This window comes from Sediminibacterium soli, assembly GCF_009939225.1.
GTDB lineage: Bacteria > Bacteroidota > Bacteroidia > Chitinophagales > Chitinophagaceae > Sediminibacterium > Sediminibacterium soli.
Window position 1 is genome coordinate 151452 of record NZ_JAACJR010000009.1, and the last position, 25073, is coordinate 176524.

Genomic DNA, 25073 nt, shown 5'->3' on the forward strand with positions numbered 1-25073 from the left:
GTTTGTTGGTTGGTGGTTTTCGGTAATGGTTGCTGCAGTCGGGCCGCGACCGGCAACTCAGCATCTTTCCGCAACCCGCAGTTTGGCACTGCGGCTGCGGGGATTGCGTTTCAGTTCTTCTTCAGAAGCAGTTATTGGTTTTTTGGTAACGATCCTGAACACCTCTTCTTTCGCAACGGGCATGAAGGGGTTATCAACCGTTTCTTCAAAACTGCCCTGGCGGAAGAAATTCTTCACAACCCTGTCTTCGATGGAATGAAAGGTGATGATGGCAACACGGCCACCCTTTTTCAGCACAGCAGGAACCTGCTGCAGCATGTCTCTCAACGCACCCATTTCGTCGTTCACCCCGATCCGAAGAGCCTGGAATACCTGGGCCAAGTACTTGTTGGGATTTCCTTTCACCGAGGGGCCGATCAGCGCTTTAAACTGTTCGATGGTAGCATAGGGCAGGTTTCTTCTTTCCTGCACGATCTGTTTTGCGAGTGTTTTGGAATTGGTTACCTCTCCAAACTGCTCGAACAGTTTATGCAGCTGCTGTTCGCTGTAATCGCGGATGATATCAACGGCAGACGATGCCTGTCTTCTATCCATACGCATATCCAGCGGACCGGCAAAGCGTGTTGAAAAACCGCGCGCTCCTTCATCGAACTGGTGACTGCTTACGCCCAGGTCGGCCAGAATGCCGTCTACCTGCGTTATTTTATGCAATCGCAGCATTCGCTGCAGGTGACGGAAGTTCTGCGGCACAAATACCACGCGTTCATCGTCTGGCAGGTTGCGCTGCGCATCCGCATCCTGGTCAAATGCAAAGAGCCTGCCCTGTTCGTTCAGCTTCGCCAATATTCCCCTGCTATGGCCGCCGCCCCCAAACGTGCAATCCACATACACGCCATCGGGCCGGATGGCCAGGCCATCGAGAGATGCTTCGTACAGTACAGGAATGTGATACATCAAATTTGAAAATTTGAAAACCTGCCTCGCCGGCAGGCTGGTTTGAAAATTGGAAAACTGAGGACGGAACGAGCAGATCGGAAAACCGGAAGAGTTGGTTTGAAAATCACTGTCATCACGTTTGTCATTTTCAAATTTTCAAATCTTCAGATTTTCAAATTTTGTTCTCCGCCATCACCTGCTGGGCGAGATCACTGAAAGCCTCGGGTGAGAAATCCTCAAAGAGCTGTTTGTACTTACCTGCATCCCAGATCTCGAACCGGTCTACGGCGGCCGCAAGAACAATGTCTTTGGCCAGCCCGGCAAACTCCTTCAGTGTAGGCGGAAGCAGCAAACGGTTGGCGGAATCGAGTTCCACTTCCGTTGCCCCACCCAGGAACTGGCGGCGAAATTGACGTACCTTGGGGTCGAAATCATTCAACTGGCTGATTTTGGCAATAATCTGTTCCCAACTTTTGAGCGGATACAACGTGAGGCATTTTTCGAACCCACGGCTGAGGATGAAACGCGTCTCCCCTTCCGGCAACTGTTTTTTCAGTCCGCCCGGAAGCAGGAAGCGACCTTTCGCATCTACCGTAGCCTCGTATTCTCCGTGAAAACTGCTCATTGGTGAATAAATATTGTCAGAATTACCACTTGTTGACACAAAATAACACTTTTTCCCACTTTTAAATTGAAAATGGGCGATTTGTATTTATCCACTAACGGCCGTTCGGCTCAAATGCAGCAGGGATAAGGATTTGCGAAGATTCGCTACAGTCACCCACTCAAACCCATGTGAATTACTGTGGATAACCCCTGCACAAACGCCTCGCGACTGTGCATTACCGTCTCAATTGAAAACCAACTGCTGCGGTTTGTTATCCGCCAAATTCATTTCCGTCCCCATAAAATACTGTAAATCAATTTGTAAAGCAGGAATGCAGATCAATGTGTTTATAGCGGATAAGCAACCGCCGGGCTCTGGTGCCCTGTGAACAACACCGCTAAGCATTGCCGCCCAAGTGCGGAAAAGGGAGCGGACGGAAGACTGGCAAGCCGTTTCAACCAGTCCAGTTTTTCCGGCGGATTACACCGATTAGACGGATTTTTGCAGGATGCATCCAAGGTTTCTCTCCATCCGGGATTTTACCTACGAATTACCGGAAGAACGTATCGCCAGGTACCCGCTGCCACAACGCGACCAGAGCAAATTACTGGTCTGGAAAAAAGGGTTGATTTCTGAAAACAGCTATGCCTCGGTGGCTGATGAAATTCCGGAAGGCAGCCTGCTGGTCTTCAACAATACCAAAGTGGTGGAAGCCAGGCTGCAGTTTCGTAAACCCGGCGGCGACAGCATCATCGAAATTTTTTGTCTTGAGCCGGGCAGCCAGTACGCAGATATCACCACTGCCATGCTGCAGAAAGGAAGTGTTACCTGGAAATGCCTGGTAGGCGGTGCAAAAAAATGGAAAGAAGGCAGGCTTGCGAACACGGTTAACACCGCGCAGCGATCCGTTACACTGACGGCAACCAAGCTGGAAAAAAACAACGATCATTACCTGATCGAACTCAGCTGGGATGACACTTCACTCAGCTTTGCGGAGCTATTGCATCTTGCGGGTGCCATACCGCTTCCGCCATATCTTAACAGAGCGGCAGAAGCATCCGATAAAGAACGGTACCAGACCATCTACGCACGACACGATGGTTCTGTTGCCGCGCCCACGGCAGGACTTCATTTTACCGATACCGTTTTTCAGTCGCTGAAAAAAAAAGGCATCGGGCATGAATTTGTGACGCTGCATGTAGGTGCGGGCACTTTCAAACCTGTGAAATCCGAAACCATGCAGGACCATGATATGCATTCGGAATTCATCGATGTCACTGCGGCATGTATTGAACACATTCTTCAGCAGCTTCCGGGAAAGATCATCGCCGTTGGCACCACTTCGCTGAGAACGATCGAGAGCCTGTTCTGGCTTGGACGGAAAGTGCTGGCGGATGAACGCATACAACCCGAAGCACTTTTTCTTTCCCAATGGGAGGCCTACGAAATACCCGCACAGGAAAATAATGCACGGACCGCATTACAGGGTCTGCTCGACTGGATGAAAAAACACCAGTGCAGCCGGCTGCTTACCAAAACACAGATCATTATTGCACCCGGATATACTTTCCGGATCGTTGGCGGACTGATCACCAATTTCCACCAGCCACAATCCACTTTATTGCTGCTGGTTGCCGCCATCACCGGCAAGGAATGGAAGACCGTTTACGGCTATGCACTGCAGCACGGGTTCCGTTTTCTGAGTTATGGGGATGGGTCGTTGTTATGGGTGTAAGCTGACCCCACTCTGCGGATTAATAGCAGTTTTTTTACCGCAGAGGAGGGGGGAGTTTCGCAGAGGTTTTTGGGGGGATTACTTATTTCCGTGCTTTAGCTTTCCACTTTTTCCGCCAGGGGCATTTCGATGGTGAAGGCGCTGCCCTTGCCCAGGGTGCTTTCAACCTTGATCTTTCCCTTATGGGTGTCTACCACCGTTTTTACATAGCTCATACCCAGGCCAAAGCCTTTAACATCATGAAGGTTGCCGGTATGCGCGCGGAAGAATTTCTCGAAGATGCGTTTCACGGTTTCCTTATTCATACCGATGCCGTTGTCTTCGACACGCATCACAAAAAATTTCTTGCTGCAATGGGTAGAGATGGTGATCCGCGGCTTCTCCTTTGAATACTTGATCGCGTTATCGATCAGGTTGGAGATCATATTGGTGAAATGCACTTCATCGGCCTTGATCAGGTCTGATTTGGCATTGAGCTGCACCCGTATCTCTCCTTCTTTTTCCTTTAGCTGCAGCTGGTAGTTATCGAGTATATCCGTAATCAGAACATGAACATGCAAAGGCTGAAAGTTCAGCTGCAGCTGTTGCCGTTCCATCAAACCCGCCTGCAGTATCGTTTCCACATGTTTGTTCATGCGCACATTTTCTTCCTTGATGATGCCGCTGAAGTACCTGGTTTTTTCCTTGTCCTGCTGCACTTTTTCATTCCGCAGCGCATCCACGGCCAGCGAGATCGTGGCCAGCGGGGTTTTGAACTCGTGGGTCATGTTATTAATGAAATCGCTTTTGATCTCGCTCAGTTTGCGTTGGTCAACCAGTGATTTCACCGTAATGTAAAATGCGGCAATGATGATCAGCATAAAGGCTACGGCTCCTATCAATACCCATTTCAATGATGCCAGCACCGGCTTCCGGTAGTCGGGAACGATCACCAGCAATTTTTCGGAGTCAGCGATCCCTTCCAGTTCAGAACCGCTTTCGGGTACGATCGGAAACCATACCTGCTTGAAATTTACGGTATCCAGCAACTGCTGGTTAAACCGCGATGTGGACATCTCCAGCTCCTCCTTGCTGTTGGCCACCCCGAATTCGAAGGACATGTCCTTGACATTCCTGTTTTCAAGCGCCATTTTTATCTTGGAGGCCACTTCCTGCAAAGAAAATTTTTCGCTTACAGTGGGTGCGTTGAGTATATGCAGGTGGTAATCGGGACTGAAGGTCATGCCATTCCTTCTGGGCAACCGCAGCTGCCGGCTGTAGGTATTATTGGCCAGTTCGTTGGCAACGTCTTTTACGGCAGTCTCCACTTTGGAGGCAAACTGGTTTTCGGTTACCTCCAACAGGTTATCAAACCAGGATTTCTGCAGCAGTATCAATCCGAGGATAGACAGTGAGATCAGTATGATGATAGCGGGGAAAGTTCTCTTCATCCTCACAAATATAACCTGAACGGGAAACACCGGAAGAGGTTTACCAGGATTTTAACTCTGGAAAAGCAACCCGAAAGCTGACTTACTGATCCAGATTTCCGTTTTTCCCGTTTGATATTTGACTTTTCATTTTCCTGCTTTTGGTTTATCTTTTACCTATGGTTGAACCCGGGCCAGGCATATTACTGATCTCCGATCCATTCCTCAAAGACCCCAATTTTGCCCGGACCGTCGTGTTCCTCTGCGAGCACCATCCCGAAGGAACTTTCGGTTTTGTGCTGAACAAGAACGCCGACCGCGAACTGCGCGACCTGATCCGCGATGCAGAAAACATTCATTTCCCGGTATATGAAGGCGGACCGGTTCAGAAAGACACACTCCATTTTCTTCACCAGCGGCCGGAGCTGATCGAAGGCGGGCTGGAAGTGACCGATGGTATTTACTGGGGCGGTAATTTTGAACAGGTGCTGGAACTGCTGCGCGAAAAACAGCTCGGTAAAAAAGACATCCGTTTTTTTCTCGGGTACAGCGGCTGGTCGGACGGACAGCTCGAAAACGAATTGAAAGAAAAAAGCTGGATCACAAAGCAGGCCAGCCGGCAACTTGTATTCAATATGGATGCAACAAAAGTCTGGAAACTGGCGTTGGAGGACATGGGTGGGGAATACAGCCAGATGATCAATTATCCCTTAGATCCGCAGTTGAATTAACACGTACTGTTACATTGTTATATGGCTATGGGTGGCCGTTGGATCGTTTGAGCAGCTTATTTGCATTTGCCAGGTCTAAAAACAAAAATCCCCGGCGCAGGCCAGGGATTTTCAGTAATGCTTTTATTCTGCTCAGGCTGCAGAAGCACCTTCCACCAATACCGTTACCTTGTTGTTCAGTACTTCTACAAAACCACTCTGGATGGTATAGCTTTCGGAGCTCTTGCTTTTGTCTTTCAGTATTTTCAGTGTACCCTTACCCAGTGCACTTACCAGTGGCGCGTGTTTATCGAGTATTTCGAATAAACCCGTGATGCCCGGCAATACCACGCCGTACACATCGCCGCTGTAAAGCTTTTTTTCGGGTGTTAATATTTCCAGTGTCATGATATAATTTGAAAATTAGGGAATTTGAAAATTCTAAAATGCGTTGTTTTCATCTGCACATCTTCAAATTTTCAAACCTGCCGGCAGGCGGGTTTTCAAATTGCCTACGCTTTCGCGGCGTCGAGCATTTTCTTTCCTTTTTCGATCGCGTCTTCCAGTGTACCTACCAGGTTGAAAGCTGCTTCCGGATACTCGTCCACTTCACCGTCCATAATGGCGTTGAAAGCGCGGATGGTATCGTTGATGTCAACGAACACACCTTTCAGACCGGTAAACTGTTCTGCCACGTGGAAGGGCTGTGAAAGGAAACGCTGCACTTTACGCGCACGCTGTACGGTCATTTTATCTTCTTCGCTCAGCTCGTCCATACCGAGGATGGCGATGATATCCTGCAGTTCCTTATAACGCTGGAGGATCAGTTTCACGCGGTCGGCACATTCGTAGTGTGCTTCGCCCACGATTGCGGGTGTCAGGATCCTTGATGTGGAATCCAGCGGATCCACCGCAGGATAGATACCCAGGTCGGCGATCTTACGGCTCAATACGGTAGTGGCATCCAGGTGTGCAAAAGTGGTTGCCGGAGCCGGATCGGTCAGGTCATCCGCAGGCACATATACCGCCTGTACGGATGTGATCGAACCGTTCTTGGTTGAAGTGATACGCTCCTGCATCAGTCCCATCTCGGTAGCCAGTGTTGGCTGGTAACCCACCGCAGAAGGCATACGTCCCAGCAGCGCCGATACTTCCGAGCCGGCCTGTGTGAAACGGAAGATATTGTCTACGAAGAAAAGGATGTCCTTACCTTTTCCGGTGCCGTCGCCGTCACGGAAATATTCCGCGATAGACAGACCGCTCAATGCCACACGGGCACGTGCGCCGGGAGGTTCGTTCATCTGTCCGAATACGAATGTTGCTTTGGATTCTTTCAGGTCTTCGAGGTCCACTTTGCTCAGGTCCCATCCGCCTTCTTCCATGCTGTGTTTGAAGCCCTCGCCGTATTTCATGATACCCGCTTCGATCATTTCACGCAGCAGGTCATTACCCTCACGTGTACGTTCACCCACACCGGCGAATACCGAAAGACCACCATGGCCTTTGGCGATATTGTTGATCAGTTCCTGGATCAATACGGTTTTACCCACACCCGCACCGCCAAACAGACCGATCTTACCACCTTTTGCATAGGGCTCGATCAGGTCGATCACTTTAATACCTGTGAACAGTATTTCGGTGGCTGTGCTCAGGTCTTCGAACATGGGGGGTTTGTTGTGGATCGGGCGGCCATTGGTCTTATCCACCTGGGGCAATCCGTCGATCGCATCACCGGTTACATTAAACAGGCGGCCATTGATACCCGCACCGATAGGCATGGTGATCGCTCTGCCGGTATCGGTTACTTCCATACCGCGAACCAGACCTTCCGTACCGTCCATAGCGATGGTACGCACGCTGTCCTCACCCAGGTGCTGCTGTACCTCAAGTACCAGCTTCTCACCGCTTGTTTTGATGATTTCCAACGCGTTATAAATTTCAGGCAATGTCCTGTCATCGGGGAAATGAACGTCAACTACCGCACCGATGATCTGTTTGATCTTACCTTTTGTAGCCATATCAGGGGATATAAATTGGTTTAAAAATACGGTTTGAATACACGGAAACAGCCCGTTTTCCAAACTTGGCGGCAAAGGTAAGGGGATGCAGGATAAAATGGGAAAAACAGCAGCTGAAATTGGGAAAAATCTGGGAAAACGGGGCCAGCAGACAAATTGACCATTCAACCCGGCCAGCCAACCCTACTTCTGCCGCTTCAGCCAGGATTCGGGGTCCTGGGGAACGCTTTTATCGTTCATGATCATAAACAGCAGCAATCCCTCCCCGTCTATGCCCGTACCGGTTTTGCCCAGGGCCGAGCCGGCTTTTACTTCCTGGCCCCTGGAAATGCTGATCGAGGATAAGTGGTTATACCCGCTGAAATACTTGCCATGCTGTACCACCACCATCTGCTCCCCGTCTACCTCGCTGGCGTACACCACCAGCCCGTCGGCTATGGACCGTACGGTAGACCCGATGGGTAAGGATATTTCAATACCGTCTGTTCTGCGGGTCAGTTTGGTGCCGGCGATCTTTTCGATGCCAAAATGCGCGGTTACCACCCCGGTTGATACCGGCCAGGGAAGGCCGCCCCTGCTTCTTTCGAAATTGATGGACATTTCCCTGCCTTCGGGTGTGGATTCAAGTGGCGTATAGGCCCTGTTTTTTTCGGTGGACGTCATGCCCGTAACCGGTTCGTTGCTTTTAGGCCGGGTTGAAGGGGTGGTGGCGGGTGCGTTGGCCTTGCCCGCGGCATCGGCCTGCTGCTGCGCTTTCAGGCGGGCGGCGGCCTCTCTTTTTTTGGCTTCCTCGATCTCCCGGCGGATAATGGTATTGAAAGCCTGCTGTACCCGCTGGCGCTGGCGCTCTTTATCGCGTATCTGGGTGCTGATCTCTTTCTCCCGGCCCTGCAGCTGTTTTACCACGGCATCCTGCTCCAGTTTATCGTCCTGCAGCACTTTTAACTGCTCACTTTGCACCTGCAGCGTAGCCAGGCGGTCTTTTTTGTTGGAACTGAGCATGCCGATCTTATCCTGCAGCAGTCTGTCGGATTTTACGATGGTTTCTGCCTGTGTTTCCCTGTTCTGCCGGTAGCTTTTCAGGTAGGCCACGCGTTTGACGGCGTCATTGAAACTGCTGGCGGAGAAAAGAAAGTTCAGGTATTCGTAACTGCCCCTGTTCTTATAGGCAAACACAATGCTCTGGGCATATTTTACTTTCAGGGTATCCAGTTCGCGGCGGAGGCGGTAAATATCCCGTTCGTTCAGGAAAATGGTCTCATCCAGCTGACGAACCTGCTTATTGATGCCGTTAACCAGTTCCTGGCGTTTGTTGATCTTGTTTTTGATGATCGCCAGCTGTTTCAGGGATACTTTTTTATTCTTCTGCGTTTCCGCGTATTCTTTGTTCAGTTGAATCAGCTCCCGCTGCAGGTCCTGTTCTTTTTTCTGCAATTCCTCCCTTGACTGCGCATACGCGGATACCGATGCAGCTGTCATGCATAGGATTACGATCAGCACCCTGAACCTGCGTATATGGTATGTAACAATCTGGTATGTACTCATGCTATTGCGTTGGCGAACTGCGGTAAATTACAATCGCTTCAGGTTTTTGGGGATATCGAAATTATATTTTAACGGTTCGTTTAATCCATATTCCTTGAAGTCGAGCGAGATATCGAGTTTTGATTTCTCGGCAAGGGATATTTTCCTGTACGTAGAAAACTGGAAGGGCCCCATGGGTCTGTATTCCCCGAACGTAATATCACCCGTGCGGTTGCGCTGGGTATTTACATCGTCCAGTTTGCTGTGCAGTACTTTATAACCGTTGTTGTCCAGCGTAAGCAGGTGTTTGAAAATATCTCCCACCAGCAATACCAGCAACTGCGTGGGACCTGCTTTATAGGACACCAGGTTGCTGTCTGCGAATACCGGGTTACCGATGATCAGGTCCTGCAGCGTATAAAAATCAAAAGGCAGCTGGGTCACTTCCTGCAGGTAACCGATGGAACGGTAGGTTACGGATTTCTGTCCCACCAGCTGCGCCACCACTACGCTGTCCTTCCTGATCTTGGCTTCCAGCCCCACGGCCGATATCCCCAGAAAACTTCCTTTGATCTTGATCAGGATGATGCTGTCTTTTTTCATGCTCACATAAGCGGTATAGCTATCGCTTTTTTCCGGGCCTTCGTAATCAACCTTGATCTTGGCGTTAAACGTGTTGAAATCAATTTTATTGTGCAGGGCCTTATCGAGTATATCCCTCACAATGGCGCCCGAATCAACACTTGGCTTGGCGGAAATAATGACGGTTTGCGTGGTGTCTTTTTTGGTGATCGCTTCCTGTATCTGCTGTGTTTTCTTAACGGTTTTACAGGATGCTGTCAGCAATAATGCCAGTATAAAAACGATCAGGGGGGTCTTCATAATTTACTGTTTTCCGGTATGCCCGAATCCTCCGGCACCTCTTTGTGTTTCATTAATGGTTTCTGCGGGCAGCCAGTTTATTTTTTCCACTTTCTGCAATACCATCTGTGCGATCCTGTCGCCGTTATGCACGGTCTGCGGTTCGCCCGACAGGTTGATGAGTATCACTTTGAGTTCGCCGCGATAATCGGCATCCACCGTACCCGGGGAGTTGAGACAGGTAATTCCCTGCTTGATCGCCAGACCGCTGCGGGGACGGACCTGTATCTCATGACCTTCCGGTATTTCCACGAATAAACCAGTGGGTATCAAAGTTCGTTCCAGGGGTTGCAGGGTAACCGGCGCCTCCAGGCTGGCGCGTATATCCATTCCGGAAGCGCCTTCTGTTGCATAATGGGGTAAGGGGTTGGCCGACTGGTTAACAATCGGAATATTGATCGCTCCTTGTGACATGGGGCAAAAATAACCCTTCCGGGGCTATCGGCCGTTTTCGTTTGCTAACCGGACGGCCGCGGGTTTCGGGGAATTACCGGGCCGGTTATCCTTCCGACCGATATTCTTTGTTAAAAACCCCTGCCGATCCGGTTATCTTTGACGGGATATGCACCTGAATAGCCAAGCCGCCAAAGCGTTGATCCGAAGAAATATTCAGACCGTCCGCAATTTCTTTCATCTGGGTCTTATACAGGGCAGCAACGCGCTGATACAGATCCTGCTGATACCGGTGATCACAAGAACGATCGGCCTGGGAGAACTGGGGCATGTGTCTGTAGCGGCATCTGTTGCGCTGGTGGCGGCCATACTGGTGAATTATGGCAGCAATCAATCCGGTGTAAAAGATGTGGCCCTGCTGCGGCAGGACCCCGAAAAACTCGCCGGGCTTTTCTTTTCCGTCTATTATGTACGGCTGCTGATCTGCTCAGTCTGTATCGTTGCTGTGCTGGTATGGCACTGCTGGTTCCGTTCTTTCTACAGTCTGTATTGCCTTCTTGCCCTGCCAATTGTGCTTACAGAACTGTTCAACCCGTTTTTCTTTTTTGTGGGTATACAGCAGCTGGGGCTTTACAATATCATGAACCTCTCGGGCAGGATCGTGTCGGCGGTCTGTATCCTGTTTTTCGTTCATTCGGCCGACGACGGTCCCTGGGTAAATTTTTACCTGGGAATCGGCAACAGCATAGCCTATGCCCTGATGTTGTGGTACGCGCTGAAAAAGTTTGGAATACACTTTACCCGTTTTTCTTTTTCCTCTGTTTGGCCCCTGCTTAAAACCAACGCGTATTTAACGGGGAACAATCTTTCGGTTCAGCTGCAGCAGTCTTTTTTCCTGTTTACGATCTCGGCTACGGCGGGCAGCCTGGTACTGGGTGCCTACTCCCTCTGCGACAGGATCATCATGGCGGCAAGAATGATTATTATTTCGTTTTCCAACGCCATTTATCCGAAAGCTGCCCTGGGTTTCCGCCAGGAAAGACAAAAATGGTCCCATCAAAAACGGATGATGAACATCGGCCTGTTCTTTGTCTTCAGCATGGCCGGCCTGTTTGTTTTTGCACTGGCGCCCCTGCTCACAAAAATCATTACCGGAACCGATGAGGCACTTACTGTCTATTATATGCGTTGTATCAGTTTTGTACCCCTGGTTGCCGCGCTCAACTCGCTCAACGTAATCGACCTGCTGTTGAAAAGCAGGTATGACTATATTTTCCGGATCTCTGTTATGCTGCTGCTGATAACCATCACCAGTTCAATGCTGTTCTATCACCTGGGCAGTGTTTCGCAATATGGCTATTACCTTCTGTCGGTTGAAGTGTTCAGTATTCCCCTGTACCTGTATTATATTGCCAGGACCAACGCACAAAAAAGCAATCCGGCGTTTTTTGGCTAATTTGCCGGAGATTTGTACAAGACCGGGATCCTGTCATCCCCTCATTCAATAATTTATATTGCATGCTTTCTGATCTGAAAAAAGGCATTGGCGTATCCATACTGGCTATATTGACTATGGCAACCGGCGGTTGTTTTAAAAACCTGCCTTCAAAAAATATTATTTACGACAATAATTTTGAAAACGGAGACACTTCCTATATCCGCGTTTCCAATGTCAACGGCCCCGTCGACTCCCTGAAAGTGGTTACGGTAAACGGGTCAAAAGTGCTGGGACGTTTTAACAACCACCTGGTTATTCTGACATTAAAGAACCTGCCGGAACACAATGCACTGAAATTCGAATTCGATCTCAACATTCACGACAACTGGAACGGCGAGCATTTACTGCCGGGCAACAGTGTACCGGATGTATGGATCATGAAAGTGGACGGCTATCCTGTTTATATCACCACCTTTTCCAATGGTCCTTATAACCAGTCTTTCCCCGACAATTACAAAAACGGAACTTCAAAAAATCCGCCCCGCAGCAATGCATGGGAAGTATTGCCCGGGGCCTGCGCCGCAGCTTCGCAGTCCAATGGCACCACCCGGTATAAAATAGAATACACAACGGCCCATACCGGAAATATGGAGCTGTCTTTGAGTGATGCCCTGCAGCCTTTCAACAGTATGTGTCAGAAAAGCTGGTCTGTCGATAACCTCCGCATCACCGCGGTAAAGTATAATTAGGGCAAGCTGTCAATGATCCCCGGCTCGGGATAATCCATTATTTTGCATCCTTATTCAACAAATATTCGCGGCACTATGAATTACCAGGCATTTGAGAACCTGTTGCTTTGTCCGGAATGCAGAAACCCTGTTAACAAAGCCGAGAATGGTTTTCAATGCAGCAACACGGGTTGTGGATGTTTTTACCCTGTTTACTTCGGCATCCCCGTTATGATCAGCTGTCATAACAAGGTTTTCCAGTCGACTGATTTCTCCCTGCAGGCTCCGCCCGATATTTTCTTTAAGCGATACAAAAACCCGCTGATCCGTACGCTGAAACGCCTGCGGCCCGATGTTACGCTGAACCTCGAAAGCAAAAAAAATTATCGCCAGATCGGCGAACAGTTGAGCAATATGGCCGGCTGCCGGGTACTGGTGATCGGCGGCAGCATCGACGGCACCGGCATCGGCGAACTGAAAAAACGGCTGCCCCCCGACGCGGTGGTGGTTGAATCCGATGTGGCACACGGCCCCAATACCAACATCATCCTGGACTGCCACCAGGTACCTTTTACAGATAATAGTTTTGACCTGGTGATTGCACAGGCGGTACTCGAACACGTGCTGGATCCTTTTGTGTGCGTGGCGGAAATTTACCGGGTACTCAAACCCGGGGGGCAGGTATACGCCGAAACGCCTTTTATGCAACCGGTGCATGGCGGCAAATACGATTTTCACCGCTTCTCTTTTCTGGGACACCGCAGGCTTTTCAGGCACTTCAGGGAAAACGCCAGCGGGCTGCTGGCCGGACCCGGGTCTTCGCTGGCATGGTCCTTACGCTATTTCATCACCAGTTTTGCGCCGGGCAAGAAAATCGACAAATACATCAGCTATGTGGCTAATTTCCCGGTTTTCTGGGTAAAATATTTTGACCTGCTGCTGAACCGCAACAAAGGATCTATGGATGCGGCCTGCGGTTTGTTTTTTCATGGCACAAAAGAGCCGGGATATGTTTTGCCCGATCATGAACTGCTGCGGCAATACCGTGGATACCGTTATTAATTGAACAACAGATTTTTTCTGCATGACAACACGCGTCGCGGTCATACTTGTTAACTGGAATAGTTTTGACGTTACCAATGATTGTATTTTATCGCTTAAACAATGCAGCGGTCCCGCGTTTACCGCCATTGTGGTAGACAACGGATCGATCGATGGTTCTGCAGACAGGCTGGCCAAATCGCATCCCGATATCGTATTGCTGCGATCAGAAAAAAACCTGGGGTTTACCGGGGGTAATAACCTGGGCTTCGCCTATTCCCTGGCAAACGGGTTTTCGTTTTCGATGATGCTCAACAACGACACATTTGTAGCGCCCGATTTCATACAGCACCTGGTGAACTATATGGACGCCCATCCTGAAGCCGGAATTATTCAGCCGAGAATTCATTTCAACCACAACAGAAACCTGCTCTGGAACGGAGGCTCTTACTATAACCGCTGGCTGGGATATTTTTATACAAGCGGTGAAAATAAACTGCCTGCGTCCAAACACCTGGTCATAAAGCAGGTTGACTGGATAACAGGCTGCGCATTTTTTGTACGCAACGATATACTGCGAAAAACAGGATTGCTGGCGGATAATATGTTTATCTACAGCGAAGATGTGGACCTCTCTTTGCGGATCCGCTCACTTGGATATAAACTGGTATACCATCCCGACTCTATCGTTTACCATATAGCGGGAATGTCGAACAAAAGCAAGGTGAAAGGAAAGGAAGGAGTTGTAAATCCGATCGTGCACTATTTGAACCAGCGTAACAGGATATGGGTGCTGAAAAAATACACACCCTGGTATTTTGCACCGTCTGCGCTGCTGTTCAATTTATTTTATATTACAGCTATTATGGGGTATTTTGCGTCTCGCGGCAGATTTCAAAAACTCAGGGCAGTGATAAGGGCAACCAGGGATGGAATCGCCGGCAAAATTGAAACCAAACAAGTATGAGCAAAAAGGTTCTGATAACAGGTGTGGCAGGTATGATCGGGTCAAGAATGGCTGAATGGATAGTACAGCACCAGCCGGATTACCAGGTAATAGGCATTGACGATCTCAGCGGCGGTTACCCGGAAAATGTTCCCGGTAAGGTCGATTTCATCCGGATGGATCTTGTCAGCGGAGATCTGGACAGTATTTTTTCGCAGCAGCGGATAGACTATGTGTTTCATTTTGCCGCCTATGCGGCCGAAGGACTCAGTCCTTTCATACGCAGGTTCAACTATAACAGCAACCTGATTGCCACCGCCAACGTGGTAAATGCCTGTATCAAATACGAGGTAAAACGCCTGGTATTTACCTCCAGCATGGCCGTGTATGGCATTGGCAATCCGCCTTTTTCCGAATCATCCGTTCCCAATCCTGTAGACCCTTACGGTGTTGCCAAATTTGCCTGCGAAATGGATATACGCATTGCAGGCGACCAGCATAACCTGGACTGGTGTATCATCAGGCCGCATAATGTTTACGGACGGAACCAGAATATCTGGGATAAATACAGAAATGTACTCGGCATCTGGATGTACCAGCACCTGCACGGAGAAGGGCTGACGATCTTTGGAGACGGAAGCCAGAAGCGCGCCTTCAGCTATGTGGATGATTGTCTTGAGCCATTGTGGAAAGCTGCAGTATCGGAAAAAGCGTCCAGGCAGATCATCAACCTCGGCAGCGATGTGGAAACCTCGGTGTTGGAAGCCGCACGGATGCTGAAAGGCATTATCGGTGAAGAGGCCGAAATCGTATTCCTGGAGCAAAGACACGAGGTAAAGAATGCTTACTCCACACACGAGCGGGCTACGGAATTACTGGATTACAAAGACAGCACTCCGTTACAGGAGGGTCTTGCAGCCATGTGGGCATGGGCCAAACAACAACCGGCAAGAGAAAGAAAAGAATGGTCTGACTACGAAATAGACAAGGGCATGTATGCATTCTGGAAAAAATAATGTTCCTCTTTCCGATCATATATACAACCGTATTTGCATTTTCTTTTTTCAACATCCTGAAGGGGAAAGCTGAATGGTTGTTGGTTTTTGTCATTTTCGGTCTTCCCATCTACCTGGTATCCCTGTCTTCTACTTTATTGTATGGGCTTGAACCGCTGGTGCCGGTGATGCAATGGTTCAAGGAAATTCTGGCCGGGCTGGCGTTTATCACGGTTGTTTTTTCGCTGCGGCAGAAGCCACGGCTTTCTCTTACCGACAAACTGGCACTTGCCTATTTTCTGTACGTTTTGATTTACCTGTTACTGCCCATTGGCAAGATAGGTTTCAAAGACAAACTCGTGGCGTTGAAAAGCATCGCCTTCTTTCCCGTTCTGTATTTTACCGGGCGATTCATCGACCCGAAAAAAGTTAACCTGAACCGCTGTTTTCAATACATCTGCGTGATAGCGATCCCGGCCGCGATCATTGTTGTATGGGAGAAAATCACCTACACGCATTTCCAGACCTATACCGGATATGCAGACTATATGTGGCATTTTTACGGCCTGGAATCCTCCGGCCACCACAACCTCAACTGGACCTTTGAAGCCGAAAACGACGGCCCCAAACGTTTTGCGAGTTTTTTCGCCAACCCGCTGGATCATGCCGCTGGCACCCTTACCGTTATCTGCGCAATCCTTGCATTGATTACCACCAGCACAAAAAAGATACGGCTCACCCGTTTCTGGATCTTTGTATTTTTCTGTTCCCTGGCATCTATCGTTTTTGCGCTGTCGAGAGCCTCCTTCGCCAGCTATTTTATCATACTGTATGCATATGCCTATATCACCAACCGCAGGGCATGGTTACAGGTTTTTCATTATGGCGCGCTGCTGGTTGTTTTACTCGCGCTCAGTTTTCTCACAGGCGATATTTACCAGTTTATCGTTGCTACGCTGAATTTCACCAACAGTTCCAGCATCTATCATATCATGCAATGGGTGGAAGGCATACAGGCGGTTATAGCCAACCCGCTGGGCATCGGGTTAGGCACCTCGGGTGGGGGGGCCGCCATGAGCGGAACCAATGTGGGTGGCGAAAGCGAAGTAATCATCATTGCTGTCCAATGTGGACTTGCAGCCCTTGGATTGTTTATTGCCATCTATACAGCTGTTATACGAACCGCAATCGGCATGATAAAAATCCGCAGGGGAAAAGCCAGGCGCCTGGCCATTTTTGTACTTTTACTGAACTGCGGCATGATCATTCCCTATCTTACCGCAGAAGCCATGTCGTACGTTTATGTCCTGTACCTTTCCTGGTTCTTCACGGGTTTGATGATGAATATAAAACAATATGAAAATGATCGTTGGAGTAGACATTTGGGATCTTCGGGTAGCTAAGACAGGACAAAAAACAGTAACCGAAGAATATTGCAGGCAGTTCAAAAAAAACAGGGGTACGGATATCCGCTATGTTTTTTTTGATCCCAGGTGGCCCATATATACAGGAAAAATGAAATGGCGCATCATGTTTGAGCATATGCGTTACCAGTTCTGGAAGCAGGTGCAGGTTCCGCTCAAAGCCTGGTATCATAAATGCGATATTGTTTTCTGCGGCGACTATTTTGCTCCGTATATCCATTTCGGATATAAAACCGTTGAAATATTTTATGACGCTTTCTTTTTTGAAAATCCCGAACACTGCAATAAACTCTGGCTGAAACTGTTTCATCATCTTGCCATGCCTGCCGCCCGCAGATGCAAAAAAATTGTTACGATCACCGATTATTCCAAAGGCCGGCTGCACGAACTTGCCGGGTTCCCCCTCGAAAAACTGGTAACGATATATCCTGCGCCAAAAACATTTCAGTCAGATACTGCTGATATAAAAAACAGCAGCAGGTTTATCCGTCCGGGAAAAAGATACCTTCTTCATGTGGGTGTGATGGAAAAACGCAAGAACCTGCCCCGACTGATCGAGGCATTCGCGATGCTTACCCAAAAAGGGTTTGAAGATGTAGACCTGATACTGGTAGGCCAGGGCAACGGCAAGATCAACTCAGACGATTCGGCAAATGTGTACCAGGCAATTGCCGACCATGGTCTGAAGGATCGTGTGATACTGACAGGTTACCTGCCCGATGAGGAAGTGGCCCCGCTGTACAGAAATGCGTTTATGTATGTGTTTCCTTCCATCAACGAAGGCTTTGGCTTACCGATCCTGGAGGCATTTCGCTTTGGTCTTCCTGTGATAGCCGCCAACAATACCTGTTTGCCCGAAGTTGGCGGAGATGGCATGCTTGTCTTTAACCCGTTTGATCCGGCGGATATCTGCGCCAAAATCGAAGCCGTTGTTTCAGATAATGCGCTTCGTACCGAACTGATCCGAAAAGGCAGGGACAGACTGCATTTTTTTTCCTGGGAGAAAGCAACGGCGCAACTAACCGATGTATTCAGGGAGGTCTGCAAAAAAGCCTGATATCGGATAAGGACCCATACAACCTCGGCTATTCCTAGTATCTTCGCAACTATGCGCAAAGTTGCCCTGATTACAGGAATTACAGGACAGGATGGTTCCTACCTAAGCAAATTGTTGCTCGAAAAAGGCTTTCATGTGGTGGGTGTTACCAGAAGTTATACCACGGCCAACGTAAAAAATCTCTCTTACCTTGGTATACAGGAAGATGTGGAAATAGCAGAATGCGATCTGTTCGATATCGTGGGTATTATTCACCTGCTCAGAAAGTATAAGCCGGCTCACATCTACAATCTTGCCGCGCAGAGTTCGGTGAGTCTTTCTTTTGATCAGCCCATCGGTACCATTAAATACAATATCGAGAGCGTTCTCAACCTTCTGGAAGCCATCCGGCTTTCCGATCCTACCATACGTTTTTACCAGGCGTCCAGCAGCGAGATGTACGGCGCAGTGAACAGTTTACCTGTTTCGCTGTCTACCCATCTCAACCCGGTAAGTCCGTATGCGGTATCCAAGGCATCGGCATTTATGCTTACCAATAACTACCGGAATGCCTACCAGTTATTCGCCGTCAACGGAATCCTGTTTAACCACGAATCCTACCTGCGCACGGAAAACTTTTTCGTAAAAAAAGTGATCACACAGTGCCTGCAGATCAGACAGGGAAAAAAGGAACAGCTGGGAGTGGGTAATATTGATATCAAACGCGATTTTGGTTATGCACCCGATTATGTTGAAGCCATGTTCCTGGCGATGAATCATGACAGTCCGGGCAACTACCTGGTATGCTCAGGCAAATCCATCTCTCTGAGAGAAATCGTATTGCATGTATTCAGCCGACTGGGTATCGATCCTGAACGGCTTGTTATCGATCCTTCTCTGTACAGGCCTTCCGAAATTGAAGACCTGTATGGCGACAATACCGATACCAGGTCAATCCTGCAGTGGAATTATGCAAAAGATTTCACCGGTGTGCTTGACCTGCTGATTGAAGAGGAACTGGCCAATAGTTAACCATCCAACCGACAAGCCATTCACATGAGAATCCTGGTATTGGGTCAGACTCCCCCACCCTACGGCGGCCAATCCATCAATATCAAAAAAATGCTGGATGCAATGGCGCATGCGGGCGTCGGTCACCGGTTTGTACGTCTTAACTTCAGCGACGAGATCCAGGATATGGGCAGTTTCAGCCTGAAAAAAATGGCAAGACTGGCAGGTATTTTTCTCCGGCTGTTATGGAACCTGCTGGTCTATCGCCCGTCTTTTGTGTATTATCCGCCCGCCGGACCGCTGATGACGCCGGTATTGCGCGATATCGTCCTTTTATTCCCGGTGCGTTTATTCGGGGTGAAGCGCATTTTCCATTTTCACGCAGGAGGTGTTTCCCATATCTATGCCCGATGCAACCCGGTGCTCAAAGCACTGTATCGTTTTGCTTATTACCGGGCTGAACATTCCATCTGCCTCAGCGAATACGGCCGGAAAGATGCCATTGCCCTGCAAAGCCGGGCCATTCATATCATACCATCCGGTGTGGCCGATATCGGTACACACCCATCCACGATAACCGGTCACCAACCCTTTTGTGTGTTGTTCATGGGTCTTTGCTCGGAAAGCAAGGGTATCCTGGATTTTATAGATACCATCCGCCTGGCAAGACAGGATCATCCGGGTATTACCGGAAAAATACTGGGCGCTGTCTTTTCTGAAAAAGAGAAACGGGCCATTGAGGCCGCCGTGGCCGAAGGAATCATCCGATATGAGGGGGTGCAGACAGGCCCAGCCAAAATCGGGCATATCAGGGAAGCACAGGCATTGCTGTTCCCCAGTTTTTTTGAATCGGAGAACTTCCCCACGGTCATACTGGAGGCTTTTTCTGCAGGGCTCCCCGTGGTTGCCACCCGCTGGCGCGGCATCCGCGACCAGGTGCATCCGGCAAAAAACGGGTTTCTGCACGAGGTGCACGACACAAAGGGCATGGCCGCCTCCCTCGTGCGGCTGGCCCGGGATCCGCAATTGTATACAGGACTGTCGGCAAATGCCCGGCATGATTTTGAAACTTACTATACCTTGAATAATTTTGACGCGGCAATTGTTAACTTTTACAAATCGACAGAATGATGCGGTTCCTGATCACCGGCGCAAATGGATTTATCGGCACCAACCTGTTTGAAGCTTTACGGAAGGCTGGGTTTGGCATTTATTCTGCCGCTCTGGTAGATATTGCGGAGCCAAAAATCGAATTACAATCGCATGAACGCTGGTACCGGACCGATATACTCGATACAAAAGCAGTGGACGCCGTTTTTGCAGAAGTAAAACCGGATATCGTGATACACCTGGCGGCTGAAACCGCCTGTTTACCCGAGATGTCGATGGATGATTATGTGGTGAATACCCGGGGCTCGGAAAATATTTTCAACGCCTGTGAAGCCTGTGGCGTCCGGTTCCTGGTGCACACCTCTACGCAGTTCGTTAACCAGAAAGATGCCCCGCTTACGGATACCGATTACGCACCCCATACCGTATACGGCGAATCGAAAGTGATTGCGGAACAGATGCTGCGCAACAACGGCTATCATTTTAACTGGTGCATCATACGTCCCACCAATATCTGGGGCTCCTGGCATTTGCGGTACCCCTATGAATTCTGGCGCGTACTGCGTGAGGGCAAATACCTGCACCCCGGCAACCGGAAAGTGGTTCGCTCCTATGGGTATGTAGGCAATGTATGCTGGCAGATCATCCAGCTTATCAAAAGAAGGGAGGAGCAGCATTTTTCGAAAACTGTTTTTTATGTGGGTGATAAGCCCGTGAATATGCTGGAGTGGACAAACGATTTTTCTCTTGCGATCGTCAACAAACCGGTGCGTATCGTTCCTTCCTCGTTCGTTTATATGCTGGCGCTAACAGGCTCGGCGCTGCGTTTGCTGCGCATCCGTTTTCCGATCACCCTGTCGCGCTACAAAAGCATGACAACGGATAATCCTGCACCGATGGATAAAACATTTACGGTACTCGGACATCCGCCCTATACACAAAAAGAGGGTGTGCAGCATACAGCCGCCTGGTTGCAAACATTTTGGCAGAACCAGAAAAAACAAGGGTAATGAACGAGCAGGTTGCGCCAAAAGTCAATATCGCCGGCACCGGTATCAGCAATGTAACACTGGAAGAAACACTCGGTCTGTTCGACGAATGGATCCGCAACGGCAGCAAAAAACGTGTCTGCGTAACACCGGTGAACTGTGTTGTATGGGCCGACGCCAACAGGGAGCTGCAGCATATCTACAATACCGCCGATCTTACCTTATGCGATGGTGTGCCGCTTATCTGGGCATCGAAGTGGCTGGGACAGACATCGCTGCGGGGAAGGGTTACCGGGCTTGACCTGCTGCCCGCGTTTGTGGATCATTGTTACCAAAAAGGCTATTCCATGTTCTTCCTGGGATCTGCGCCCGAAACCAACACCCTTCTCAAAAAGAAACTCGATACCGCTTATCCCGGAATCCGCGTTGCAGGCATGTACAGCCCGCCCTTCGCCAAAACATTCAGTGATGCGGAAAATGAAAAAATACTTGCCCTGATCAACCAGGCAAAACCCGATATCGTCTGGGTCAGTCTTACCGCCCCCAAGCAGGATTACTGGATCTACGGCATGTTTGAGCATATGAACACCCATATCGCCGTCGGCATCGGCGGCGCACTCGATGTGTTGGCGGGCAATATAGCGCGCGCCCCCCGCTGGATGCAAAAAAACGGACTGGAATGGCTATTCCGGTTCTGTAAAGAGCCAAAACGGCTGTTCAGACGCTATTTTGTCGAAGCCCCCCGGATCATCCCCCTGATTTTACGGCAGAAAACCGCCCTGAAACATCCGGAACGATAATTGCATAGTGCAATGTTGTAATATGTTTTGTCCGGCAAGTTTTCGCGCTCTATCTTTGACAGAGGCCACGCCAACCCAATTGAGACAGATTATAGTATGATTGTGCGATAGCATCCCAAGAACCTTGCTAAATTTTTGGTTTGCAAGACTAATTATATGCAGAAGAAATACAATAAGTATACCGTTCTCCGCTATATACTGGACGCTCCCATTGTCTGTATTTCTTACCTGCTTACCGCCTATATTACCAAAGGCAACCAGCTGACCGCGGGCGCCGGGCATTTACTGACCATATTGTTTATTTCGCTGTTGCTCTGGTACCTGGCCACTTCTTTTTCGCATCTGTATGCCGACAGGCGCTCGAACAAATTTTCGGAGGAGATCATATTCATCCTTTACACGCTGATCATCTATATGGTTATGCTCAGTTCAGGTTTTTTTTTCCTTAACAGCCTGATCCAGATAGAGCACACACTTGGTTTTTTCCTGGTGCTGGTGATCATGCTGTTTCTGGTGCTTACGCTATCCAAATACATCATCCGCAAATACCTGCACTCGGCCATTTTTCAGGGAAAACTTTTTGACAATGTGCTGATAGTGGGTGGCACCGCCTCGGCTTTTGATTTTTACGAAACCATCAACAAATATTACTACTACGGGTATAAATGCATAGGCTTTGTAGACAATACCACCAAGGCAATGAATGGCTGCCCCTATAAAGGAAAGATCGAAAACCTGCCTGCAATTTTGCAGGATCAGCGGATTGACGAGGTGGTGATTGCACTGCCCGCCACGGAGAGCGAAAAGATCCAGGAATGTATCGAAACCTGTGATATCTATGCGATCAGAACACGGATCATCCCCGATTTGCCACAGTATACCTCCTCCAGCATACAGATGAACAATATCGGGCTGCTGCCGGTGATCAATATTCGCGCCCTGCCCCTGGACACTTTCTCCAACCGGCTTTTGAAAAGGGTATTTGATATTGTTTTTTCGTTTCTGTTCCTGGCATTGATCGGTATCTGGCTTTTTCCGCTGATTGCCATCATCGTGAAACTGACATCAAGGGGCCCGGGCTATTTTAAGCAGGAAAGATGGGGGTTAAACAACGAAAGGATCACCTGTTATAAGTTCAGGACCATGTACGCCGATAACCACGATATCGACGCACGCGGTTTTTACAGACAGGCCACCCGCCATGATCCTCGCATCACCCGGTTCGGGACTTTCCTGCGCAGGTCCAACCTGGACGAATTGCCACAGTTCTGGAATGTATTGCTGGGTAATATGTCGGTGGTGGGCCCCAGGCCGCATCCCACTCCCCTGAACCTTGAATCGATCCATACGGTTGAGAATTATATGCTGCGCCACCTGGTAAAACCGGGCATCACCGGCTGGGCCCAGGTAAACGGCTGCAGGGGCGAGACAAAAGCGCTTGGCGCCATGCAGAAACGGGTAGACCTGGATCTGTACTACATACACCGCTGGACTTTCTGGATGGATTGCCAGATCATCCTGCAAACAATAATCAATATGATCCGCGGGGATCAGAATGCTTATTAATGACAAATTTTTCATGATGCGAACCCTCAAACCTTATCATATTGCGCTGAGCATTTGCCTGCTCTTCGGTGTCTTTGCTTCCAGTAGCCTCAAAAGCCAGGCTGTATGGGAAAACCAAACGGCAGAAGTGTACCAGTTTTTATACCGCATGTCTCAAAAAGGCCTGCTGGTATTCGACGATATGGTAAGGCCTGTGAGCAGAACCTATATCGCCGGTTGCCTTGATACACTTGCTGCAAAGAGCGGCTCACTGTCATCGGTTGAAAAAAAAGAGCTGGCTTTTTACCAGAGAGAATATACCGACCGGGCACTTAGCGACAGCGCTGCAAACGGCCGCCTGTTCAGAACAGATCCCTTCAACCGCTGGCGGATGGTGGATGTTAACAGCAATCATTTCATGCTGCGCATAGATCCGGTTTTCAGCGCCTTTACGATCGGCGGCACCAACAAATCCGTGACACGGTACAGTTCGGGTATCAACCTGTACGGCTATGGCGGAAAACACTGGGCATTTTATTTCTCCTATAATGATTTTACGGAAAAAGGCACCGGCATCGATACGCTCCGTTCTTTTACCCCGGAGAGCGGTTTTGTGACCAAGATCTCAGGCAATAAAAAAAGCCATAATTTCAGCGAGATCCGTGCGGGCATCAGCTACCAGTTTAAAAATGGATCGATCTCCTTTAACCACGACCGTTTTTTGTGGGGCTATGGAGAAAACGGCCGTATCGTACTTTCCGATAAGGCGCCGGCATACCCATATATACGCCTGGATTACCAGCCTTTACCCTGGCTATCGTTCAATTACATGCATGCCTGGTTAAACTCCAATATCCTTGATTCGGCGCGTACCTACCCCACCGGCATCGGAACACCAACTTTTGGTGCAAGAAGGGAATTTTTTATACCCAAATTCATGGCCGTGCACAGCATCCGCTTTACACCCGTAAAAGGGCTGGATATTGCGCTGGGAGAATCGATGGTGTACAGCGACCGGCTGGATATGGGCTACCTGATGCCACTCAATTTCTACAAGGTATACGATAACCTGCGGAATAATAATAACATCAACGCTGGCTCCAACGGGCAACTCTTCATGCAGGTAAGTTCCCGGAACCACCTGCCCAAAACCCATCTCTATGCCAGTGTGTTTGCCGATGAGATACGCATGTCTGCCATATTTGATAAACAAAAAAGCAGGAACCAGATCGGCTATACCGTGGGCGCTTCCGTTACGGATATCGTGGTGCCTTATCTGACCATGGGACTGGAATATACCCGCATCAACCCATTTGTTTACCGGAACCTGCTGCCGGCACAGGACTTTACCAACAGCCGGTTTACGCTGGGCGACTGGATGGGCAGCAATGCAGACCGTTTTATCTGGTCAGTGAGGTATACACCGGCGGCCCGTCTTAAATTTCTTTTCCGGTACCAGTATATCCGCAAGGGCGGGGCTGGAACACTTGACCAGCAGTATTTTCAGCAACCCCAGCCGCCTTTTCTCTTTGACCTGCAGAACAAACAATCCTGGATCAACACGCAGGTCAGTTATGAGTGGATCAACCGCCTCGTTTTCATCGGAACGCTCGATATGCGCAGTATCAAGCAGGGAACGGCAGGCACCTCCGTAAAAGACAATACTTTTGGTTTAGGGCTGCGCTACGGTCTCTGATCTGCAACCCGGTGCCTCTCAGCGATGCGTTGCCTGCTGAGTTTTAAGTTGCTATATTTGA

The 25073-nt window shown here is 49.2% G+C and carries 23 protein-coding genes; 15 read left to right on the top strand and 8 right to left on the bottom strand.

Features of this window, described 5'->3' with window-relative positions; all coding sequences use genetic code 11:
- Positions 1-57: 57 nt before the first annotated feature.
- Complete coding sequence (gene rsmH / locus GWC94_RS15350) at positions 58-954, bottom strand: 16S rRNA (cytosine(1402)-N(4))-methyltransferase RsmH (RefSeq protein ID WP_161836025.1); 897 nt, start codon at positions 952-954, stop codon at positions 58-60.
- A 154-nt stretch (positions 955-1108) separates the two neighbouring features.
- Positions 1109-1561 carry a division/cell wall cluster transcriptional repressor MraZ gene (gene mraZ / locus GWC94_RS15355; protein WP_161836028.1) on the bottom strand — a complete coding sequence of 151 codons (453 nt, stop codon included), beginning with the start codon at positions 1559-1561 and terminating at the stop codon, positions 1109-1111.
- Between the two features lie 490 nt (positions 1562-2051).
- On the opposite strand from mraZ, the gene GWC94_RS15360 reads away from it, so the two are divergent.
- The gene (locus GWC94_RS15360; RefSeq protein WP_161836030.1) at positions 2052-3278 is read left to right on the top strand and encodes an S-adenosylmethionine:tRNA ribosyltransferase-isomerase; all 1227 of its coding nucleotides are present in this window, start codon (positions 2052-2054) and stop codon (positions 3276-3278) included.
- Positions 3279-3373: 95 nt separating this feature from the next.
- Here the strand turns inward: GWC94_RS15360 and GWC94_RS15365 are convergent, their stop codons facing one another.
- Positions 3374-4708 carry a sensor histidine kinase gene (locus GWC94_RS15365; protein ID WP_161836032.1) on the bottom strand — a complete coding sequence of 445 codons (1335 nt, stop codon included), beginning with the start codon at positions 4706-4708 and terminating at the stop codon, positions 3374-3376.
- A 158-nt stretch (positions 4709-4866) separates the two neighbouring features.
- Here GWC94_RS15365 and GWC94_RS15370 point away from each other — a divergent pair, with 158 nt between their 5' ends.
- Positions 4867-5418, top strand: coding sequence for a YqgE/AlgH family protein (locus GWC94_RS15370; protein WP_161836034.1), 552 nt, complete (start codon positions 4867-4869; stop codon positions 5416-5418).
- 132 nt (positions 5419-5550) lie between these two features.
- On the opposite strand, the gene atpC is transcribed toward GWC94_RS15370, so the two are convergent.
- The 5 genes from atpC to dut all read right to left on the bottom strand — a co-directional run bounded on the left by atpC (position 5551) and on the right by dut (position 10274).
- A complete protein-coding gene (gene atpC / locus GWC94_RS15375; protein ID WP_161836036.1) occupies positions 5551-5805 on the bottom strand; it encodes an ATP synthase F1 subunit epsilon in 255 nt (84 codons plus the stop codon).
- A 104-nt stretch (positions 5806-5909) separates the two neighbouring features.
- Positions 5910-7415, bottom strand: a complete 1506-nt coding sequence (atpD, locus tag GWC94_RS15380) for a F0F1 ATP synthase subunit beta (protein ID WP_161836038.1) — start codon at positions 7413-7415, stop codon at positions 5910-5912.
- Positions 7416-7598: 183 nt separating this feature from the next.
- Positions 7599-8960, bottom strand: coding sequence for a murein hydrolase activator EnvC family protein (locus GWC94_RS15385; protein WP_161836040.1), 1362 nt, complete (start codon positions 8958-8960; stop codon positions 7599-7601).
- Between the two features lie 27 nt (positions 8961-8987).
- The gene (locus GWC94_RS15390) at positions 8988-9821 is read right to left on the bottom strand and encodes a DUF4292 domain-containing protein (protein WP_161836042.1); all 834 of its coding nucleotides are present in this window, start codon (positions 9819-9821) and stop codon (positions 8988-8990) included.
- A gap of 3 nt (positions 9822-9824) precedes the next feature.
- Entirely contained in the window at positions 9825-10274 is a 450-nt protein-coding gene (gene dut / locus GWC94_RS15395; RefSeq protein WP_202628843.1) for a dUTP diphosphatase, read from the bottom strand.
- 148 nt (positions 10275-10422) lie between these two features.
- Between dut and GWC94_RS15400 the strand changes: the two genes are divergently transcribed.
- The 13 genes from GWC94_RS15400 to GWC94_RS15460 all read left to right on the top strand — a co-directional run bounded on the left by GWC94_RS15400 (position 10423) and on the right by GWC94_RS15460 (position 25012).
- Positions 10423-11709 carry a lipopolysaccharide biosynthesis protein gene (locus GWC94_RS15400; protein ID WP_161836044.1) on the top strand — a complete coding sequence of 429 codons (1287 nt, stop codon included), beginning with the start codon at positions 10423-10425 and terminating at the stop codon, positions 11707-11709.
- 62 nt (positions 11710-11771) lie between these two features.
- Complete coding sequence (locus GWC94_RS15405; protein WP_161836046.1) at positions 11772-12440, top strand: hypothetical protein; 669 nt, start codon at positions 11772-11774, stop codon at positions 12438-12440.
- 75 nt (positions 12441-12515) lie between these two features.
- The gene (locus tag GWC94_RS15410; RefSeq protein ID WP_161836048.1) at positions 12516-13481 is read left to right on the top strand and encodes a class I SAM-dependent methyltransferase; all 966 of its coding nucleotides are present in this window, start codon (positions 12516-12518) and stop codon (positions 13479-13481) included.
- A gap of 22 nt (positions 13482-13503) precedes the next feature.
- Positions 13504-14427: a glycosyltransferase family 2 protein gene (locus GWC94_RS15415; protein ID WP_161836050.1), complete on the top strand. Its 924-nt coding sequence runs from the start codon at positions 13504-13506 to the stop codon at positions 14425-14427.
- Positions 14424-15422, top strand: a complete 999-nt coding sequence (locus GWC94_RS15420) for an NAD-dependent epimerase/dehydratase family protein (RefSeq protein ID WP_161836052.1) — start codon at positions 14424-14426, stop codon at positions 15420-15422. The genes GWC94_RS15415 and GWC94_RS15420 overlap by 4 nt, the downstream gene beginning before the upstream one ends.
- 80 nt (positions 15423-15502) lie before the next feature.
- The gene (locus GWC94_RS15425) at positions 15503-16804 is read left to right on the top strand and encodes a hypothetical protein (RefSeq protein ID WP_161836054.1); all 1302 of its coding nucleotides are present in this window, start codon (positions 15503-15505) and stop codon (positions 16802-16804) included.
- Positions 16758-17882, top strand: coding sequence for a glycosyltransferase family 4 protein (locus GWC94_RS15430; RefSeq protein ID WP_161836056.1), 1125 nt, complete (start codon positions 16758-16760; stop codon positions 17880-17882). The genes GWC94_RS15425 and GWC94_RS15430 overlap by 47 nt, the downstream gene beginning before the upstream one ends.
- A gap of 51 nt (positions 17883-17933) precedes the next feature.
- Positions 17934-18893, top strand: coding sequence for a GDP-mannose 4,6-dehydratase (locus GWC94_RS15435; RefSeq protein ID WP_161836058.1), 960 nt, complete (start codon positions 17934-17936; stop codon positions 18891-18893).
- Between the two features lie 24 nt (positions 18894-18917).
- A complete protein-coding gene (locus GWC94_RS15440; RefSeq protein WP_161836060.1) occupies positions 18918-20003 on the top strand; it encodes a glycosyltransferase family 4 protein in 1086 nt (361 codons plus the stop codon).
- Complete coding sequence (locus GWC94_RS15445; RefSeq protein WP_161836062.1) at positions 20000-20992, top strand: NAD-dependent epimerase/dehydratase family protein; 993 nt, start codon at positions 20000-20002, stop codon at positions 20990-20992. Before GWC94_RS15440 ends, GWC94_RS15445 begins: the two co-directional genes overlap by 4 nt.
- Positions 20992-21771 (top strand): WecB/TagA/CpsF family glycosyltransferase, encoded by a 780-nt coding sequence (locus GWC94_RS15450; RefSeq protein ID WP_161836064.1) that lies wholly within the window; start codon positions 20992-20994, stop codon positions 21769-21771. The genes GWC94_RS15445 and GWC94_RS15450 overlap by 1 nt, the downstream gene beginning before the upstream one ends.
- A 156-nt stretch (positions 21772-21927) precedes the next feature.
- Positions 21928-23337: an undecaprenyl-phosphate glucose phosphotransferase gene (locus tag GWC94_RS15455; protein WP_161836066.1), complete on the top strand. Its 1410-nt coding sequence runs from the start codon at positions 21928-21930 to the stop codon at positions 23335-23337.
- Between the two features lie 16 nt (positions 23338-23353).
- Positions 23354-25012: a hypothetical protein gene (locus GWC94_RS15460; protein WP_161836068.1), complete on the top strand. Its 1659-nt coding sequence runs from the start codon at positions 23354-23356 to the stop codon at positions 25010-25012.
- Positions 25013-25073: the final 61 nt, after the last annotated feature.

What these genes read in the sequence shown, in the direction of transcription:
- GWC94_RS15455 (WP_161836066.1), top strand. Translation starts at nt 21,928, where the DNA reads ATGCAGAAGAAATACAATAAGTATACCGTTCTCCGCTATATACTGGAC.
- GWC94_RS15360 (WP_161836030.1), top strand. Translation starts at nt 2,052, where the DNA reads ATGCATCCAAGGTTTCTCTCCATCCGGGATTTTACCTACGAATTACCG.
- GWC94_RS15445 (WP_161836062.1), top strand. Translation starts at nt 20,000, where the DNA reads ATGATGCGGTTCCTGATCACCGGCGCAAATGGATTTATCGGCACCAAC.
- GWC94_RS15385 (WP_161836040.1), bottom strand. Translation starts at nt 8,960, where the DNA reads ATGAGTACATACCAGATTGTTACATACCATATACGCAGGTTCAGGGTG.
- dut (WP_202628843.1), bottom strand. Translation starts at nt 10,274, where the DNA reads ATGTCACAAGGAGCGATCAATATTCCGATTGTTAACCAGTCGGCCAAC.
- GWC94_RS15450 (WP_161836064.1), top strand. Translation starts at nt 20,992, where the DNA reads ATGAACGAGCAGGTTGCGCCAAAAGTCAATATCGCCGGCACCGGTATC.
- GWC94_RS15390 (WP_161836042.1), bottom strand. Translation starts at nt 9,821, where the DNA reads ATGAAGACCCCCCTGATCGTTTTTATACTGGCATTATTGCTGACAGCA.
- GWC94_RS15410 (WP_161836048.1), top strand. Translation starts at nt 12,516, where the DNA reads ATGAATTACCAGGCATTTGAGAACCTGTTGCTTTGTCCGGAATGCAGA.
- GWC94_RS15415 (WP_161836050.1), top strand. Translation starts at nt 13,504, where the DNA reads ATGACAACACGCGTCGCGGTCATACTTGTTAACTGGAATAGTTTTGAC.
- GWC94_RS15420 (WP_161836052.1), top strand. Translation starts at nt 14,424, where the DNA reads ATGAGCAAAAAGGTTCTGATAACAGGTGTGGCAGGTATGATCGGGTCA.
- atpC (WP_161836036.1), bottom strand. Translation starts at nt 5,805, where the DNA reads ATGACACTGGAAATATTAACACCCGAAAAAAAGCTTTACAGCGGCGAT.
- GWC94_RS15405 (WP_161836046.1), top strand. Translation starts at nt 11,772, where the DNA reads ATGCTTTCTGATCTGAAAAAAGGCATTGGCGTATCCATACTGGCTATA.
- atpD (WP_161836038.1), bottom strand. Translation starts at nt 7,415, where the DNA reads ATGGCTACAAAAGGTAAGATCAAACAGATCATCGGTGCGGTAGTTGAC.
- GWC94_RS15365 (WP_161836032.1), bottom strand. Translation starts at nt 4,708, where the DNA reads ATGAAGAGAACTTTCCCCGCTATCATCATACTGATCTCACTGTCTATC.
- GWC94_RS15400 (WP_161836044.1), top strand. Translation starts at nt 10,423, where the DNA reads ATGCACCTGAATAGCCAAGCCGCCAAAGCGTTGATCCGAAGAAATATT.
- GWC94_RS15370 (WP_161836034.1), top strand. Translation starts at nt 4,867, where the DNA reads ATGGTTGAACCCGGGCCAGGCATATTACTGATCTCCGATCCATTCCTC.
- GWC94_RS15440 (WP_161836060.1), top strand. Translation starts at nt 18,918, where the DNA reads ATGAGAATCCTGGTATTGGGTCAGACTCCCCCACCCTACGGCGGCCAA.
- mraZ (WP_161836028.1), bottom strand. Translation starts at nt 1,561, where the DNA reads ATGAGCAGTTTTCACGGAGAATACGAGGCTACGGTAGATGCGAAAGGT.
- GWC94_RS15435 (WP_161836058.1), top strand. Translation starts at nt 17,934, where the DNA reads ATGCGCAAAGTTGCCCTGATTACAGGAATTACAGGACAGGATGGTTCC.
- rsmH (WP_161836025.1), bottom strand. Translation starts at nt 954, where the DNA reads ATGTATCACATTCCTGTACTGTACGAAGCATCTCTCGATGGCCTGGCC.
- GWC94_RS15460 (WP_161836068.1), top strand. Translation starts at nt 23,354, where the DNA reads ATGCGAACCCTCAAACCTTATCATATTGCGCTGAGCATTTGCCTGCTC.
- GWC94_RS15430 (WP_161836056.1), top strand. Translation starts at nt 16,758, where the DNA reads ATGAAAATGATCGTTGGAGTAGACATTTGGGATCTTCGGGTAGCTAAG.